The organism is Bradyrhizobium sp. USDA 4503, from assembly GCF_054055815.1.
On sequence record NZ_JBSRXS010000001.1, the window covers coordinates 1433205 to 1451057 of the forward strand.

Genomic DNA, 17853 nt, shown 5'->3' on the forward strand with positions numbered 1-17853 from the left:
GCGCAACAGACCATTCACCAAGACGCCATCGCCCGCCGGCTCTCCCCATTTCCGCCGTGTTCCGGTTGCGATATCGTCACGCTCTGGTGCGGAGGTGGGCCGCACAGCGACGGCAAGGGACTTCGACGCCTCGGAGTGGGCGCAGGTCCGGCAGAATGGTACTTGGGGCAGATGGGGATTAGACGGCCAGATTCGATGATCCGGACGGCGCGCGGCGCCGTTGCGGTGGCGACGTGCCTCGTCCTCGCCAATTGTGCCTCTTCGAACAAGTTCGCCAGCCGGGTCGACCCCAAATACGGGGTGTCGTCGAGCCCGCGCGTGGTGGCGCTGGGTGATCCCGTGCCGAAAGGCGGCGGCACCTATCGCATCGGCAAGCCGTACGTTGTTGCCGGCCGCACCTATGTGCCGGAGGAAAACGAGAACTACCGCGCCGAGGGCATGGCGTCCTGGTACGGCGACGATTTCCATGGCCGCCTGACGGCCAATGGCGAGGTGTTCGACATGGGCTCGCTCACCGCCGCCCATCCGACCTTGCCGATGCCGAGCTATGCCCGCGTCACCAATCTGAGCAATGGCCGATCGCTCGTCGTTCGGGTCAATGACCGCGGCCCGTACCACGGCAATCGCCTCATAGACGTCTCGAACAAAGCCGCAGAACTGCTTGAATTCAAAGGCAATGGCGTGGCTCGCGTCCGCGTCGAATATGTCGGCCGGGCGCCGCTCGAGGGGTCCGACGACCGCCAGCTGATGGCGACCCTGCGCACCGGTACTCCAGCGCCGTCCCCGTCGATGGTCCGCGTCGCCTCGGCACGGCCGTTCGTGCCGGAGATGTCATCCTCCTCGGGCCGGGTACGTGGCGACGTTCCGTTGCCGGAGGGGCGGCCCTACAGCCTCGGCAACACCCAGGCCGACTACGCCTCGGTGAGCGCCACCTCGGAAATGTCGGCCTTGAGCCGGTCGCACCGCCGCGCTCTGAGCAATCCGCGCGAAGTCTCCTATGAGGGCGACGCGCGCTACGCCGCAAGCCCGAGCCCGGCGGCCGCCTATGTCCCGATCGACGCGCGCGGACCGGCCGAAGTCCTGAGCGGGCGCGGCCTCTACTGAGCCATGCGCTTACAGATCAGGCTGTTGGCCTGATCATTTGAGAAACGCGATCAGCGCCTTGTTGACCTCGTCGGGGCGCTCCTGCTGGATCCAGTGGCCGGCGCCCTCGATGATCAGCTTCTGCTTGAGGTTCGGCAGCACGCGCTCCATGTCCGCGACCCGCTTGGCGCCGATCAGCCCGGTGATCACCGAATCATTCGAGCCGGCGATGAACAGCGACGGCTGATGGATCTGCGCGTCCTGCCAGGGCGCGGTCAGCTCCCAGTTGCGGTCGAGATTGCGGTACCAGTTGAGGCCGCCGCGGAAGCCGGAGTGCCGATAGCCTTCGGCGAATTCGGCAATGTCGGCCTCGGTCAGCCAGGCCGGCAATGGCATTCCGGCCGGCAGCTTGCCGAGGAAGCCCTTGGCCTCGTCGACGAACATCGAGCTTGGATCGGAGACGCCACGCCCGAGCACCAGGCGCATGGTGTGGGCGATGTCGCGCTCGAACTCGGCCTCGGCCACGCCGGGCGGCTGGAAGTACTGCCAATAGAAATTGGTGATGCCGCTGTCGCGCAGGGTCTCGAGCGGGCGACCGCGGCCGCGGAACGGCGGCGGCACGCTGAGGCCGGCGACTTTCGTGAAGATGTCGGGACGGAACAGGGCCGCGTGCCAGGCCACCGGCGCGCCCCAGTCATGGCCGACGATCATCGCGCGTGTCTCGCCGAGCGCGGCAACCAGCGCCACCATGTCTCCGACCGTATCGAAGATCGTGTAGGCGCCGACCTCGGCCGGCGCGCCGGTGCGGCCGAAGCCGCGCATGTCAGGCGCGACGACCCGAAAGCCTGCCGCGGCCAGCGCCGCGATCTGGTGCCGCCATGAATAGGACAGTTCCGGCCAGCCATGGCAGAGCACGACCAGCGGGCCTTGCCCGGCCTCGCGCACGAACATGTCGATGCCGTTGGCGGAGATGGTGCGGGAGGATGACATTCGCGTTTCCGCCTTGTTTGCCGGTTCTGCTGACGTTAGCTGGTTCCCAGGATAGGGACGTTCAACGCAACCGGCAATCCGGCCGGCCGTGCACAAGCGCAGAAACCTCAGTTGTTTGCGATACTTCCAGCTGTTAGAACGCAGTCTTTCAGGACATCGCCGATGGCAGCCCAGACCGCAGTTCCCCGCACGTTGTCAGCTCGCGCCGGGCGTTGCTGGCGCGGCCTGGTCGCGGCCGCGGTCGCGCTGGCGATCGGTTGCGGCGGGGTGGTCTACGCCGCCAACAACAGCGTCCAGGGCGCCAAGAAAGAAGAGGGCGGCTTCGACGGCGATGCGCCGACCGCGATCCTGGTGGAGGCCTCAAGCGGCAGCGTGCTGTTCGAGAAGAACGCCGACGAATTGCGCGCACCCTCCAGCATGATGAAGCTGATGACGGCCGAGGTGGTGTTCGACGCCATCAAGAAGGGCGACATCAAGCTCACGGACGAGTACCGGATCAGCGAGAACGCCTGGCGGCGGGGCGGGGCGCCGTCCGGCACCTCGACGATGTTCGCGGCGATCAACAGCAAGGTCTCGGTCGACGATCTCCTGCACGGCGCGATCATCCCGAGCGGCAACGACGCCTGCATCGCGCTCGCCGAAGGCATTGCCGGCAACGAGCATACCTTTGCGACCGACGTCATGACCAAGCGCGCCCGCGAGCTCGGCATGACCAAGTCGACCTTCGGCAATTCCAACGGGCTGCCCGACCCGGCCAACAAGATGACGGTCCGGGAGCTTGCAACGCTGGCGCGCCACATCATCCTGACCTACCCGGATAGGTACAAGCTGTTCGGTGAGAAGGAATTCACCTGGAACAAGATTCGCCAGCAGAACCGTAATCCGCTGCTGAACGCCTTGCCCGGTGCCGACGGCTTGAAGACCGGCTACACCAAGGAAGGCGGCTACGGCATGGTCGGCTCGGCCGTGCAGAACGACACGCGGCTGATCGTCGTGGTCAACGGCCTCGAGGATTCCGAGGACCGCGCGACCGAAGCCAAGAAGATGCTGGAATGGGGGTTCCGCAGCTTCGAGACGCGGACCCTGATCGCGGCCAATCAGCCGGTCGGCTACGCGCGGGTGTTCGGCGGCGAGAGCCGTTCGGTCAAGCTCGTCAGCCCCGATCCGATCAAGGTGATGGTGTCGAAGAACGGCAACGACAAGCTGCTCGCGCGCATCATCTATAGCGGCCCGGTCAAGGCGCCGATCACCGCCGGCCAGAAGATCGGGGTGGTGCGGGTGTGGCGCGGCCCCAATGTCGCGATGGAGGCTCCGGTCTTCGCAGCGGACGCCGTCGGTACCGGATCGACGATGCGTCGCGCGCTCGATGGCGCCCAGGAGCTGGTCATCGGCATGTTCCGCGCAGGGGTCGAGAAGCTCTGACATGGCGGAAGCAGCAGTCCAACGGCCGAGCTTGCGCGGTCGCTTCATCACCTTTGAGGGCGGCGAGGGGTCGGGCAAATCGACCCAGATCCGCAAGCTCGCCGAACGGCTCGATGCCGCCAAGCTGCGCGCGATCGTGACCCGCGAGCCGGGCGGCTCACCGGGGGCGGAGATCATCCGTCACCTCGTGCTGTCGGGGATGGGCAAGCTGCTGGGGCCGGAGGCCGAGACGCTGCTGTTTGCCGCTGCGCGCGACGACCATGTCCGCACCGTAATCCTGCCGGCGCTCAACCAGGGCATCTGGGTGCTGTGTGATCGCTTCTTCGATTCCACGCGTGCCTATCAGGGCCAGCTCGGGCAGGTGTCGCCCGAACTCGTCAACGCCATGCAGCGCGTGACCATCGGTGATCTCAAGCCCGATCTGACCTTCATCCTTGATGTGCCGGTCGAGGTCGGACTGCAACGCGCCGCTGCGCGCCGCGGCGACGCCACCGCCGATCGCTTCGAAGCCGAAGGCATCAAGTTCCATCAGGATTTGCGTGACGCGTACCGCCGGATCGCGGCCGAAGATCCGGAGCGCTGCGTGCTGATCGACGCTACGGCCGATCTGGACACGGTCACGGCCAGGATATGGGCCGCGCTGCGCGAACATCTGCGCGCAACGCTTGCGGCGGACAGCATCGCATGAGCGCGCGCAAGGTCGAACAGGAGAGCGCCGCCCGCCATCCGCGCGAAACGCCGGATTTATCCGGGCATCGCGAGGCGGAGACCGCCTTGCTCGATGCCTATCGCAGCGGACGAATTCCGCACGCCTGGCTGATCGGCGGGGCGCAGGGCATCGGCAAGGCGACGCTGGCCTACCGCATGGCGCGGTTCGTGCTGGCGTTTCGCAATCCGAAATCGTCCCAGGTGCAGCAGGCGCCGACGCTGCTGGTCGATCCGGCCGACCCCGTGGCGCGGCAGGTCGCGGCAGGCGCTCATGGCGGGCTGCTGGTGCTGGAGCGCGGCCTCAACGATCGCGGCGTGATGCGGACCGTCATCACGGTCGACGAGACGCGCGAGACCATCTCGTTCTTCGGCTCGACCGCTGCGGTCGACGGCTGGCGCGTCTGCATCGTCGACACCGTCGACGAGCTCAATCCCAACGCCGCGAACGCGCTGCTGAAGATTCTCGAGGAGCCGCCCCAGCAATCGCTGTTCCTCCTGGTCAGCCACGCACCGTCACGGGTGCTGCCGACCATTCTGTCCCGCTGCCGCAAATTGCTGCTGCGGCCGCTGGAGACGGACGATGTGGTGCGCGCGGCCGCGGCTGCAACCGATATCGAAGCCGACGATCCCGCGCTGGCGGAAGCCGCCGCAGCATCCGAAGGCAGCGTCGGGAGGGCGCTGTCGCTGCTCGGCGGCGATGCGCTGAAACTGCAGCAACGCACGGCCGCGCTGCTCGCGACGCTTCCGAGTGTCGATCCGCGTGAGCTGCATGCGCTGGGCGAAGCGCTCGGCACCAGCGACCGCGTCGCGCTCGCCGCCTTCATCGACGGCATCGATCGCTGGATGAGCGAGCGCATGCGCACGGGCGATGCCAATGCCAATCTGCCGCGCCTTGCACGGCTGGCGGAGGTATGGGAAAAGATCGTCCGCGCCGCGCGCGATACCGAAGCCTACAATCTGGAGCGCAAGCCGCTGGTTTTCTCGGTGTTTTCGATGCTCGCGGATGCGACCCGATAGACACCGCGTCTTAAACGCATCTGCTGAAAACACATCCGTCTGACAACACTCCCGACAATCTCGTTTCGATCTGCAAAGGATTCCGTGGTGGCGACCGCTAAGAAGAAATCGTCGAAAAAAGCCAAGAAGACGAAGAAGGCATCGCCCGCTCGCGCGACCAGCAAAGCAACGGCGAAGGCGCGCGCAGCCAAGAAGGCCGGGCGCGTCGCCAAGAAAGCGAAGAAGGCCGCCAAGTCCAAATCCAAGACCGGAGCCAAGGGCGCCAGGAAATCGGCGGCAAAGAAGGTCGTCAAAAAGGCCGTCAAGAAGGCTGCGAAGCAGACGGCCAAGAGCACGGCCAAGAAGGCTGCTGCGAAGGCCACCAAGGCTGCGCCGAAGAAAGCAGCCGCAGCCGCAGCCGCCGCCGCACCGGCGGCAAAGAAGCCCGCTCTGCCGATGGCTCCCGTTACCGAGAAGGCGCAGAGACCGGCAAAGGTTCGCGCGCCGAAGCAGCCCAAACCCGCGGCGGTGGCTCCTGCGGCCGCTTCCGTTCCGGTGCCCGCCGCGGACCGCGGCAACGTCTTCTACATCACGACCGCGATCGCCTATCCGAACGGGCAGCCGCATATCGGCCACGCCTATGAGGCGATCGCGACCGACGCATTGGCGCGCTTCCAGCGGCTCGACGGCAAGGACGTATTCTTCCTGACCGGCACCGACGAGCACGGACAGAAGATGATCCAGACCGCGGCCGGCGAGGGCATGACGCCGTTCGATCTCGCGACCCGCAACGCCGCGCGGTTCAAAGAGATGGACGAGCGGCTCAACGTCTCGTTCGACCGCTTCATCCGCACCTCGGAGCCTGCTCACCACAAGTCGGTGCAAGAGATCTGGCGCCGCATGCAGGACAATGGCGACATCTATATCGACACCTATGCCGGCTGGTACTCGGTGCGCGACGAGGCCTATTACGCCGAGGAAGAGACCGTCGTCGGCGAGGACAATGTCCGCCGCGGCCCGCAGGGCACGCCGGTCGAATGGGTCGAGGAGAAGAGCTATTTCTTCAAGCTGTCGGCCTACCAGGACAAGCTGCTGCACCTTTATGAGAGTCAGCCCGATTTCATCGGCCCGGATTCGCGCCGCAACGAGGTGATGAGTTTCGTGCGCGGCGGGCTCAAGGACCTCTCGATCTCGCGAACCACGTTCGACTGGGGCGTCAAGGTCCCGGACGATCCCGAGCACGTGATGTATGTCTGGGTCGACGCGCTGACCAACTACATCACCGGCGTCGGCTATCCCGATGAGAACGACAAGCATTGGCGCTACTGGCCGGCCGACGTGCACATCATCGGCAAGGACATCATCCGCTTCCACGCCGTGTACTGGCCGGCCTTCCTGATGTCGGCAGGCATTCCCGTGCAGAAGCGGGTCTATGCACACGGCTTCCTGTTCAACAGGGGCGAGAAGATGTCGAAGTCGGTCGGCAACGTGGTCGACCCCTTCAATCTCGCCGAGCAGTACGGCGTCGACCAGATGCGCTACTTCTTTCTGCGCGAAGTGCCGTTCGGCCAGGACGGCAACTACAACCACGAGGCCATCGTCGCGCGTATCAACGCCGACCTCGCCAATGATTTTGGCAATCTGGCGCAGCGCTCGCTGTCGATGATCGCCAAACAACTCGGCGGCGTGCTGCCGGAGCCCGGCGAATTCAGCGACAACGACAAGGCGATTCTGGCGCAGGCCGACGCCATGCTGGAGACGTCGCGGACCGCGATGGCGACGCAGCAGATCCATCAATGGCTCAACACGGTCTGGGCCGTGGTCGCCGAGGCCAACCGCTATTTTGCCGGCGAGGCGCCGTGGGCGCTGGCGAAGACTGATCCCGCGCGCCAGAAGACGGTGCTGTATGTCACCGCCGAAGTCGTGCGCCAGATCGCGATCATGGCGCAGGCCGTGATGCCGGAGTCCTGCGGCAAGATGCTCGACAGCCTCGGTATCGCTGCTGACGCGCGCAGCTTTGCCGCGGTCGCCGAACGGATCAAGCCGGGTACGGTTTTGCCGGCGCCTGTCGGCGTCTTCCCGCGCTATGTGGAACCGAAGACCGAGTGAGCGGTTCGAAATTCATGCTGGTCGACAGTCATTGCCATCTCGATTTCCCTGATTTCGCCGACGATCTCGACGGGATCGTCGGGCGCGCCGAGGCGGCCGGCATTGGCCGTATGGTCACGATCTCGACCCGGGTGAGACGGCTCGGCGGTCTGCTCGCGATCACGGAGCGCTTTCCCGACGTCTACTGCTCGGTCGGCACCCATCCGCATCATGCCGATGAAGAGGACGGCATCCCGGCCAGCGAACTGATCGAGCTGACGAAGCATCCGAAGGTCGTGGCGCTCGGCGAGGCGGGGCTCGACTATTTCTACGAGCACGGGTCGCGCGAGGCGCAGGAGCGCGGCTTTCGCGCGCACATCGCCGCGGCGCGCGAGACCGGCCTGCCGCTCGTCATCCATACCAGGGAGGCCGATGAGGATTGCGGCCGCATCCTGGAGGACGAGGTCGCGAACGGCCCGTTCAAGGCGGTTCTGCATTGCTACACCGGCGGGCGCGAACTCGCGATGAAGGCGATCGCGCTTGGGCTGTCGATCTCGTTCACGGGCATCCTGACCTTCAAGAAGTCCGACGCGCTGCGGGCCCTGGCAGCCGAGCTGCCGGCCGACCGCATCATGGTCGAGACCGACGCGCCATATCTTGCGCCCGGCAAATTCCGCGGCAAGCGCAACGAGCCGTCCTATGTCGTCGAGGTCGCCAGGGTGCTCGCGGAAACCCGCGGCGTCTCCCTGGAGGAGATCTCGCGGCAGACCACCGAAAACTTTTTCCGGCTGTTCTCCAAGGTGCCGGCGCCGAAGGTTGCTGCATGACGCTGACACTGACCATTCTGGGCTGCGGCTCGTCCGCCGGCGTGCCGCGCCCGGCACTCGGCTGGGGCGCCTGCGACCCCAGCAATCCCAAGAACCGCCGCCGCCGCTGCTCGATCATGGCCGAGCGCACCATGGAGCACGGCACCACGCGGGTCGTGATCGACACTTCGCCCGATCTGCGCGAGCAGCTGATCGACAGCAATGTCGAGCACATCGACGCGGTGTTCCTGACGCATGAGCATGCCGACCAGACCCACGGCATCGACGATTTGCGCTCGGTCGTGCTGCATCAGCGCCGCCGCATCCCGGTCTACTTCAACCAGTCGACCGCCAAGGACATGATGGCGCGGTTCTCCTATTGCTTCATCTCGCCGGAAGGCAGCGACTATCCGCCGATCCTGACGCGGCATTCGATCGAGGCCGGCGAGAGCCATACGGTCCAGGGGAAGGGCGGTCCGCTGAAGCTCGCGGCCTTCCTGGTGCATCATGGCAAGATCCCGGCGCTCGGCTACCGCATCGGCGGCGCCGCCTACACGCCCGATCTGCACGACATCCCCCAGGAGAGCTGGCCGGCGCTCGAAGGTCTCGATCTCTGGATCGTCGACGGCTTGCGCTATGCGCAGCATCCCAGCCATTTCAGCGTTGCGGACGCGCTGTCGTGGATCGAGCGCTTCAAGCCGAAGCGCGCGGTCATCACCAACATGCATTCCGACCTCGACTACGAGGTGCTGCGGCAGAGCCTGCCGGCCGACGTCATCCCGGCCCATGACGGCATGCGGCTGACGCTCGACCGGGCAGGCTGAAGGCTCAGGCCGAGATCGCCTTGGCCGATCCGACCTGGTTGCGCAGCAGGAATTTCTGGATCTTGCCGGTCGAGGTCTTCGGGATCACGCCGAACACCACGGATTTCGGCGTCTTGAACCCCGACATGTGCTCGCGGCAATAGGCGATGATCTCGGCCTCGGTCGCCTTGGCGCCGTCCTTCAGCTCGATGAAGGCGCAGGGCACTTCACCCCATTTCGGGTCGGGCTTGGCCACGACTGCCGCAAACAGCACGGCCGGGTGCTTGTAGAGGATGTCCTCGACCTCGACGGAGGAGACGTTCTCGCCGCCGGAGATGATGATGTCCTTGGAGCGGTCCTTGATGATGACGTAGCCGTGCTCGTCGAGCACGCCGAGATCGCCGGTGTGAAACCAGCCGCCGGCAAAGGCTTCCTGCGTCGCCGTCGCGTTCTTCAGGTAACCCTTCATCACGATGTTGCCGCGGAACATGACCTCGCCGATGGTCTCGCCGTCGCGCGGCACCTCGCGCATGGTCTCGGGATCGAGCACCGTGACGCCTTCCTGCAGCGGATAGGACACGCCCTGGCGCCGCTTCAGCTGCGCGCGCGCATCAGCCGACAGCTCGTCCCAGCCCGGCTGCTCGGCGCAGACGGAGGCGGGGCCATAGACCTCGGTCAGCCCGTAGACGTGGGTCAGCTTGATGCCGATGCGCTCGCCACCCTCGAGCACCGCAACCGGCGGCGCCGCGCCGGCGATCAGACCGACGACGGGCTTTGCCTTGCCACCCTTAGGCGCATCGGGCGCGTTGATCAGCGTGTTGTAGACGATCGGCGCGCCGCACATGTGTGTGACGCCGTGCCTCGGGATCAGTTCGAAGATCTTGGCCGGGTCGACCTTGCGCAGGCAGACATTGACGCCGGCGGCCGCCGCGATCGTCCAGGGGAAGCACCAGCCGTTGCAATGAAACATCGGCAGCGTCCAGAGATAGACCGGATGCTGACCGAGATTGCCGGCGAGGATGTTGCTGACGGCGTTGAGATAGGCGCCGCGGTGATGCGTCACGACGCCCTTGGGATTGCCCGTCGTGCCCGACGTATAGCTCAGCGCGATCGCGTCCCATTCGTCGGCCGGCGGCCGTTCCACGAAGCCGGGATCGCCCGCCGCGACGGCAGCCTCATACTCGATCTCGCCGATCCGCTTGCCGCCGCCAAAGGCCGCGTCATCGACGTCGATCACGAACGGCTTAGCGCCCTTCATCAGGGTCAGGGCCTCCGCGATCACGCCGGAGAATTCGGGATCGACCAGAATGATCTTTGCGCCGCCATGCTCGAGCTGGAACGCGATCGATGCCGCGTCGAGGCGGATGTTGAGCGCGTTGAGCACCGCGCCGGTCATCGGCACCGCGAAGTGCAATTCGTTCATCGCCGGGATGTTCGGCAGCATCGCCGCGACCGTGTCGCCATGGCCGATGCCATGGCCGGCGAGATAGGACGCAAAGCGCCTGCAGCGCTCGTAGGTCTCTTTCCAGGTGAAGTTGCGGCCCTCATAGACCGCGCTGAGATGGTCGGGATAGACGGCGGCCGAGCGCGCCAGGAAGCTCAGCGGCGAGAGCGGCACGTAGTTGGCCGGCGTCTTGTCCAACCCGATCGAGTACTGGTTCTGAGCTGCACTCATGGCTCTATCCCATCCGCAAGGTGCTTTACAGGAAACCGATCGATATCCAGGGGAAGATGGCGACGATGATCAGGCCGATCAACAGCGCCAGCATGTAACCCCAGATCGGCCGGATACCTTCGGCCGGATCGACGCGCCCGATGGCGCAGGCGGCATAATAGCCGACCCCGAACGGCGGCGCGAACAGCCCGATGCCCATCGCCAGGATGATGATCATGGCGTAGTGCACCTCGTGGACGCCGACCTGGTGCGCGATCGGAAACAGCAGAGGCCCGAACAGCACGATCGCCGGGATGCCCTCGAGCACGCTGCCGAGGATCACGAAGGCCAGGATCGAGACCGCAATGAAGGTCGCCGACCCGCCGGGCAGCCCGGTCATCGCCGCCGCCAGCGCCCGCGAGAAGCCGGACTGGGTCAGGCCCCAGGCCATGCCGGTCGCGGTACCGATGATGAACAGGATCGCCCCCGACAGGCACGCCGTGTCGATCAGCATCGGCAACAGCCGCCGCCAGTTGAACTTGCGGTAGATCAAGAGGCCGATGACGAAGGCGTAGACGATGCCGATGGTCGACACTTCGGTGGCGGTGGCGATGCCTTCGACCACGGCGTAGCGGATCACGAAGGGCAGGGCCAATGCGGGCAGGGCGAACACCAACGCCTTGCCGATCTCGCTGCCGGTGGCGCGCTGGACGTGGCTGCGGTCTTCGCCGCGGTAGCGCCACCACACCAGCCCCGACAGCGTGATCGCCAGCACCACGCCGGGCAGCAGGCCGCCGGTGAACAGCGCCGAGATCGAGACGCCGGTCACCGAGCCGATCGTGATCAGCACGAGGCTCGGCGGAATGGTTTCGGTCTGCGCGCCGGTGGCGGCGAGCAGGGCGACCAGATCACCCGGCTTGGCGCCGCGCTGCTTCATTTCCGGGAACAGCACGGGCGCGACCGCGGCCATGTCGGCGGCCTTCGATCCGGAGATGCCGGAGACCAGATACATGGCGCCGACCAGCACGTAATGCAGGCCGCCGCGGACATGGCCGAGCAGGCTCGCCAGGAACGCCACCATGGCCCGCGCCATGCCGGTCATCTCGATCAGGAGGCCGAGGAAGACGAACAGCGGCACCGACAGCAGGATCAGATGGCTCATGCCCTCGTCCATCCGGCCGACCAGCACCATCAGCGGCGTCCGCGTGGTCAGCGCCAGGTAGCCGAAGATCGCCATGCCGAAGGCAAAGCCGATCGGTACGCCGGCGAACACGCAGAAGCCGACCACGCCGACGAAGAAGATGATCAGGTTGAGATTGCCGAGCGGCCGCAGCATCGGCTGTGCCAGCCAGAACAGCCCGATCAGCGCAGCTACGGTCAGCGCGGCCAGCAGGAAGGTCCTGAAATCGCCGACCCGCGCCAGCCGCAGCAGCGCGAACAGCGCCATCAGGCAGGTGCCGACCGGCAGCGCCGCCGCGCGCCAGGTGTTGGATATCTGCAGCGCCGGCGTCGTGATGAAGCTCTCCTCGTAGGCGTATTCATAGGCCGGCCGCACGATCAGGATCAGGAACGCCAGTGCGGCGCAGGTCGCGACAACGTCGAGATAGGCCCAGAGCCGCGGTCCCGCACTTGCGACCAGCGCCGTCATCCGCATGTGCTCGCCGCGGCGAAACGCCACCGCCGAGCCGAGCATCGCGAGCCACAGGAACAGGATCGACGCCAGTTCGTCGGACCAGATCAACGGTGCATGGAGCACGTAGCGCGACACCACGCCGGCGAACAGGATCACGACCTCGGCGACGACAAGGATCGCCGCCGGGATTTCGACCAGCATTCCGAGCGCCGCGTCGATGGAACCGAGAACGGAGCGGCGGCGAGGGGGCTGCGACGCCGCCTCGCCGGCCACGGCCGGCGTCATCTCGACATGAGCCATGGCAAGCCTCCTGCTTTGATCGATCAGGACAGTTTGCCGACGGACTTCTCGAGCAGATCCCAGGCCTTCTCGCCGTACTTGCCCTTCCACTCGGCGTAGAAGCCGGCGGCGCGGAGCTTGTCGCGGAACGGCCCGACCTCGGGCTGGTTGAAGACGAGCCCCTTGCCCGTGAGCTCCTGCTTCACGGTGGCGTTCAGCTTCTCGGTATCCTCACGCTCCTTGACGGCCGCCGCGTTGACGTTCTTGGCGACGATGGTCTTAATGTCGTCCGGCAGCGCCGCCCAGGCCCGGCGGTTCATCAGGAACCAGAAGCCGTCCCACATGTGGTTGGTCATCGAGCAGTATTTCTGCACCTCGTAGAGCTTCGCCGCCGAGATCAGCGCCAGCGGGTTTTCCTGGCCTTCGACGATCTTGGTCTGCAGCGCCGAATAGACCTCGCTGAAATTGATCGAGGCGGGCGATGCATCGAACGCCTTGAACATCGAGGTCCATAGCGGCGACACCGGCACGCGGATCTTGAAGCCCTTGAGGTCGTCGGGACCGGTGATCGGCTTGGTCGACGACGTGGTCTGCCGGAAGCCGTTGTCCCAGATCTTCTCCATGACCTCGAGGCCGGCCTTGTTGATCTCGCCGCGCACATAGGCGCCGAGCTCGCCGTCCATGGCCTTCCAGACCGTGGGATAGTCCGGGAATGCGAAGCCGATGCCGTTGATCGAGGCGGCCGGCACCAGGGTTGCCAGGATCAGGCCGGACAGCGTGAAGAACTCGACGCCGCCGGAGCGCACCTGGCTCAGCATGTCGGTATCGGAACCGAGCTGGCTGTTCGGGAACACCTGCAGGTCAAACCGGCCGTTGGTCTCGGTCTTGATCGCCGCGGCCATCTCCCGGGCGCGCGCCACGAACGGATGCGACTCCGGCAGATTGTTGGCGAACTTGTAAGAGAATTCGGCCGACTGGGCGCGCGCGACATAGGGCGCGCCGATCCCGCCGAGGACGGCGGAAGCGGCGGAAACCTTCAGCAGCGTGCGTCGTGAAAAGCTCATTGGTTGCTCCCTCAAGAGGCTTGTTGTTGTTCTGAGATGCCATCCTATACGGACCTGATGCCGCGGGGTCACCAGCGATCTCTGCACAGCTGGGGCTTATTGCAGCGTCCGTACGCGGCGGCAATATCGGCTTTCAGACGAGATGCGCGCGCGTGCATCGCTGCGGCACCAGCACCGGCTAGGCGGCAGTTCGGGACACACCATCACGCGCGCCAACTTGCGGACCAGTGCGAAGATTTCCCACTAAATATCTGATCTAATTGTAGATATAAATATTCCATAATATACCTTATGCGAATTACGGATATGGCGTGACTACGATCGCCGGCAGCTTGCTCCGCTCACCTTCGCCGCGACGCCGAGAATCAGGAACCTTGGCTCCGTCTGACAGATCGACGGCCCAGTCCTACCTTCCAGCGGTTGAGCGATGAGCCGTATCAGCCAGGCACGCCTGCCTCGCAGCTACGCATCGCCAGCGTCAGCTCAGCCCCAGGAAGCAGGTATTGCACCGCTGCTCCGATTGCCCTGATACCGGTACCTCGTTTCGGCCCGCTGTCGCTTCAGTCGTCGAGGGTCCACATCCGGAGGATATCGGCCGTGGATGCCACCTCGATCTGGATGCTGAAGCGTTCGGCATAGAGCTGCAGCAGCGCGTCATGGCTTTGATCGGAAGAGCTGCACAGGGCGTCCTCGGCCACGATCACCCGGTAGCCGATATCGATCGCGGCCAGCACGGTGGCGAGCACGCACACGTCGGTCTCGCCGCCCGACACGATCACCGTATCGATCCCATGCGCATCCAGATGAGCTTGCAGGCGCCCGTTGCCGAACGCGTTGTAGATCGGCCGGTCGATGATGGCGGCCGGCGGCACACAGGCGGCGAGCGCCGGCACGAGCTCGATCAACTCCGGATCGAGCCGCTCGCGGGTCACGCATTCCCATTTCTCATAATAAGCCCGCCAAATCCCTCGCGCGTCGTGCTTCGAGCGCGGCGGAATGAAGCGGGTGAACACGGTACGTTCAGGCGCATGCCGCGCCAGCTCGATGATGCGCGGCAACACGCGGTCCATCCAGGGCGTCGCCCAGGGCGCTCCGGGCTCGAACAGCCGCTGCATATCGATGCAAAGGTGCGCCGCGCGCGGACCTGGCGGGCTCAGAAGCTGTCCCATCGCTCACTCCTGCGCGCGCCGACCGGATGCCGTCACACGCAAGCTCAGCCGCCCAGGCCGCGAAAGGCCCCGCCGAAGCGGGGCCCGGAACGCGGTCCCGTTCACCATTTCTGGCGGCCGTACCAGTCGTTCACTTCCTTGGCGGCTTGATCCTTGGCATAGCCGTAGCGCTGCTGCAGACGGCCCTCGAGCTGGTCCTGCTTGCCGTCGATCACATCGAGATCGTCATCGGTGAGCTTGCCCCACTGCTCCTTGACCTTGCCCTTGACCTGCTTCCAGTTGCCTTCGACACGATTCCAATCCATTGCGGTTCTCCCTTGAACGATGAGACCGACCAACGGGCCGGCCGAGGCTTCGTTCCGAAGGCACGTTGCGGCAAGACTTCGCAATCCAGACTTCGCAATCCGACCAAGCTCCATCGTGACCCGCTCGAATGTGCGACGGCCGACGAGGCGCTTTGCCACGCATCGATCAAGGATAGGAACTTGCTTTCCGCACTCGTGTTGGCACTCCGGACTATTCACCCAACACACGGAGCGACCAATGCCGGACAAGGATCTCAGCGCCCTCTTCCTCGATACCCTCAAGGACATTTATTACGCGGAAAAGCAGATACTGAAGGCGTTGCCGCGGATGGCCAAGGCCGCCGATTCAGACGATCTGCGTGCGGCGTTCGAGAAGCATCATGTCGAGACCGAAGGACAGATCGAGCGGCTCGAGCAGATCTTCGACCTGATGGGTAAGCCGGCGCGCGGCAAGAAGTGCGACGCCATCGAGGGGATCATCGACGAGGGCAAGGAGATCATGGAGGAGTATGCCGACACGCCGGCGCTCGACGCGGGCCTGCTCTCGGCAGCCCAGGCGGTCGAGCATTACGAGATCGCCCGCTACGGCACCCTGAAAGCCTGGGCGAACCGGCTCAGCATGAAGGATGCGGTCAAGCTCATCGACCAGACCCTGGCTGAGGAAAAGAAGACGGATGAAGCGCTCACCAAGCTTGCCGTCAGCGGCATCAACGCCGAAGCCGCCTGACGAGACGCGCGATGAAGCGACGTCCGCTTTGTACACATGCTCGCATTTGCTGGTAGATTGGACGCCGATTCAGCATCCGGGAGCCCGATGGCCCGACGCACCGGCAGCGCCGATCTTCCGCTCCATGGCGGCCGCGTGCCGCCATGGCTGGCGGCGCGCATGGCGACGCTGGGTGGCATCATCACCCAGGCCGTCGTCCACCATTACGGCCGCGATGCCTTTTTGCAGCGACTGTCGCATCCATTCTGGTTCCAGTCGTTCGGCGCCGTGATGGGCATGGACTGGCACTCGTCCGGCATCACCACCAGCGTCATCGGTGCGCTGAAGCGAGGTCTGGCGCCGCTGCAAGGCGAGCTCGGAATCCATGTCTGCGGCGGGCGCGGCAAGCATTCGCGCCGCACGCCCGATGAACTGTCCGCCCTCGGCGACCGCGTCGGATTCGACGGTGCCGCCCTGACCCGCGCGAGCCGGCTGGTGGCCAAGGTCGACAGCGCCGCGGTGCAGGACGGATTCGAGCTCTACCTGCATGGCTTCTTCGTCACCGACGACGGCAAATGGACCGTCGTCCAGCAAGGCATGAACGGCGACAAGCGGCAGGCCCGCCGCTATCACTGGCACTCCGAGGGCCTGCGCAGCTTCGTCGACGAGCCGCACAGCGCGATCGACGGCCCGGCGCAGGGCGAGATCGTCAATCTCACCGATCACCGCGCCGAAAGCTCACGCCAGGCGCAGCTCGATCTGCTCGCTGCGCTTGGGCCGGACGGCATCACGCGCGAATATGCCGAGCTGACGCAGAGCGCGACCGCGCAACCGGATCTCCTGCACCTGATCATGCCCACGCATCACGACGTGCGCTCGAGCGACGTGTTCGTGCGCCGCCTGCACGGCACCTTGGCCGCGGCTGCCGATCGCGGGCCGCTGGATTTTCCCGAGCTGCTGCTGACGCCCGGCGTCGGCGCCCGCACGGTGCAGTCGCTCGCGATGGTCGCCGAGGTCGTTCACGGGACGCCCTACCGCTTCCGCGATCCGGCGCGCTTCTCGCTCGCCCATGGCGGCAAGGACCGTCATCCCTTCCCGGTGCCGATCAAGGTCTATGACGAGACCATCCGCGTGCTGAAGTCGGCCGTGCAGCAGGCAAAGCTCGGCCGCGATGAGGAGATGCAGGCCCTGAAGCGGCTCGACGATCAGGCCCGCAGATTGGAACGAACCGCCACCGGCCCCTCCTTCGAGGCGTTTGTCGCGAACGAGCGGGCCCGTTCTCCTGCGCTCGACGGCCGCTCGGTGTTCGGCTGGGAAGCCGACCTTGCCGAGCGCGACGGGATCACCAAGCCTTAAAGCGAAGGCTTGATCCACCGCTTGGACCATCGCATGGCGCGCGTATTGATTGGCACCTCCGGCTGGCACTATTCGTCCTGGCGCGGTCCGTTCTTTCCCAGGGGCTTGCCGCTCAAGCGGCAACTCGACTACTACGCGACGCAGTTTCCGACGACTGAGCTGAACGGCGTCTTCTACCGCACGCCGACCGAACAGGCGGTGACAGGCTGGCGCGATGCGACCGATGCGGATTTCGTCTTCGCCTGGAAGGCGTCGAAATTCATCACGCACTGGAAGCGCCTCTCCGCGAACTCGGTCAACAGTCTCCAATTGCTGGAAGAGCGTCTGTCGTTGCTGCGCAACAAGGCCGGCCCGGTCCTGTTTCAGCTGCCGCCGAACTTCACGATCGATGCCGATCGGCTAGCCTCGTTCCTGAAGCTGTTGAAGCGGCGGCGGCGCTATGCGTTCGAATTCCGCCACTCCAGCTGGTACGAGCCGCATATCCTGAAGCTGCTGGCGGATCGCAATATCGCGCTCTGCATCTCCGATCACCACGACGCGCCGGCGCCGTGGAAACGGACCGCGGATTTCGTCTACGTCCGCGGCCACGGCCCGGGCGGCCGATATCGCGGGCACTACAAGCCGGCCGAGCTTTCCGACTGGGCCAAACGCATCCGCGGCTGGAAGCGGCAGGGATGCGACATCTATGTCTATTTCGACAACGACCAGAAGAGCGCAGCGCCGGCGGATGCCAAACGGCTTTGCGCGCTGCTCGGCGCCACCGTTCCTCGGCGGCGTTCGCAATAGGAACG

General features: G+C 65.4%; 16 protein-coding genes. 10 read left to right on the plus strand and 6 right to left on the minus strand.

The features are described 5' to 3' along the window. The first annotated feature begins 171 nt into the window (after positions 1-171). Complete coding sequence (locus ACVMIH_RS06895) at positions 172-1104, plus strand: septal ring lytic transglycosylase RlpA family protein (protein WP_456861042.1); 933 nt, start codon at positions 172-174, stop codon at positions 1102-1104. Between the two features lie 33 nt (positions 1105-1137). On the opposite strand, the gene ACVMIH_RS06900 is transcribed toward ACVMIH_RS06895, so the two are convergent. Further along, complete coding sequence (locus ACVMIH_RS06900) at positions 1138-2073, minus strand: alpha/beta fold hydrolase (protein ID WP_456861044.1); 936 nt, start codon at positions 2071-2073, stop codon at positions 1138-1140. Positions 2074-2235: 162 nt separating this feature from the next. Between ACVMIH_RS06900 and ACVMIH_RS06905 the strand changes: the two genes are divergently transcribed. The 6 genes from ACVMIH_RS06905 (at position 2236) to ACVMIH_RS06930 (ending at position 8917) form a co-directional block, all read left to right on the plus strand. Beyond that, complete coding sequence (locus ACVMIH_RS06905) at positions 2236-3495, plus strand: D-alanyl-D-alanine carboxypeptidase family protein (RefSeq protein WP_456861045.1); 1260 nt, start codon at positions 2236-2238, stop codon at positions 3493-3495. A gap of 1 nt (position 3496) precedes the next feature. Continuing rightward, positions 3497-4183 (plus strand): dTMP kinase, encoded by a 687-nt coding sequence (tmk, locus tag ACVMIH_RS06910; protein ID WP_456861047.1) that lies wholly within the window; start codon positions 3497-3499, stop codon positions 4181-4183. Beyond that, the gene (locus tag ACVMIH_RS06915) at positions 4180-5220 is read left to right on the plus strand and encodes a DNA polymerase III subunit delta' (protein ID WP_456861049.1); all 1041 of its coding nucleotides are present in this window, start codon (positions 4180-4182) and stop codon (positions 5218-5220) included. Before tmk ends, ACVMIH_RS06915 begins: the two co-directional genes overlap by 4 nt. A gap of 87 nt (positions 5221-5307) precedes the next feature. Further along, entirely contained in the window at positions 5308-7308 is a 2001-nt protein-coding gene (gene metG, locus ACVMIH_RS06920) for a methionine--tRNA ligase (RefSeq protein ID WP_456861051.1), read from the plus strand. Positions 7309-7322: 14 nt separating this feature from the next. Continuing rightward, positions 7323-8114, plus strand: coding sequence for a TatD family hydrolase (locus tag ACVMIH_RS06925; RefSeq protein WP_456849898.1), 792 nt, complete (start codon positions 7323-7325; stop codon positions 8112-8114). Next, positions 8111-8917, plus strand: a complete 807-nt coding sequence (locus tag ACVMIH_RS06930; RefSeq protein ID WP_057018661.1) for an MBL fold metallo-hydrolase — start codon at positions 8111-8113, stop codon at positions 8915-8917. Before ACVMIH_RS06925 ends, ACVMIH_RS06930 begins: the two co-directional genes overlap by 4 nt. Before the next feature lie 4 nt (positions 8918-8921). On the opposite strand, the gene ACVMIH_RS06935 is transcribed toward ACVMIH_RS06930, so the two are convergent. From ACVMIH_RS06935 to ACVMIH_RS06955, 5 genes are all read right to left on the minus strand, one after another. Continuing rightward, positions 8922-10571 (minus strand): acyl-CoA synthetase, encoded by a 1650-nt coding sequence (locus ACVMIH_RS06935; RefSeq protein ID WP_456861053.1) that lies wholly within the window; start codon positions 10569-10571, stop codon positions 8922-8924. Between the two features lie 25 nt (positions 10572-10596). Beyond that, the gene (locus ACVMIH_RS06940) at positions 10597-12483 is read right to left on the minus strand and encodes a TRAP transporter large permease (RefSeq protein WP_156436347.1); all 1887 of its coding nucleotides are present in this window, start codon (positions 12481-12483) and stop codon (positions 10597-10599) included. A gap of 23 nt (positions 12484-12506) precedes the next feature. Beyond that, positions 12507-13526, minus strand: coding sequence for a TRAP transporter substrate-binding protein (locus tag ACVMIH_RS06945; RefSeq protein WP_018271684.1), 1020 nt, complete (start codon positions 13524-13526; stop codon positions 12507-12509). Between the two features lie 560 nt (positions 13527-14086). Beyond that, positions 14087-14695 carry a cysteine hydrolase family protein gene (locus ACVMIH_RS06950; protein ID WP_082653898.1) on the minus strand — a complete coding sequence of 203 codons (609 nt, stop codon included), beginning with the start codon at positions 14693-14695 and terminating at the stop codon, positions 14087-14089. Positions 14696-14796: 101 nt separating this feature from the next. Next, on the minus strand, positions 14797-15000 hold the full coding sequence (locus ACVMIH_RS06955; RefSeq protein WP_028331989.1) for a CsbD family protein: 204 nt from the start codon (positions 14998-15000) through the stop codon (positions 14797-14799). Positions 15001-15238: 238 nt separating this feature from the next. On the opposite strand from ACVMIH_RS06955, the gene ACVMIH_RS06960 reads away from it, so the two are divergent. From ACVMIH_RS06960 to ACVMIH_RS06970, 3 genes are all read left to right on the plus strand, one after another. Then, entirely contained in the window at positions 15239-15727 is a 489-nt protein-coding gene (locus ACVMIH_RS06960; protein ID WP_456861055.1) for a YciE/YciF ferroxidase family protein, read from the plus strand. Positions 15728-15814: 87 nt separating this feature from the next. Continuing rightward, the gene (locus ACVMIH_RS06965) at positions 15815-17062 is read left to right on the plus strand and encodes a DUF763 domain-containing protein (RefSeq protein ID WP_456784966.1); all 1248 of its coding nucleotides are present in this window, start codon (positions 15815-15817) and stop codon (positions 17060-17062) included. Positions 17063-17095: 33 nt separating this feature from the next. Beyond that, positions 17096-17848 carry a DUF72 domain-containing protein gene (locus tag ACVMIH_RS06970; RefSeq protein ID WP_057018656.1) on the plus strand — a complete coding sequence of 251 codons (753 nt, stop codon included), beginning with the start codon at positions 17096-17098 and terminating at the stop codon, positions 17846-17848. Positions 17849-17853 lie beyond the last annotated feature (5 nt).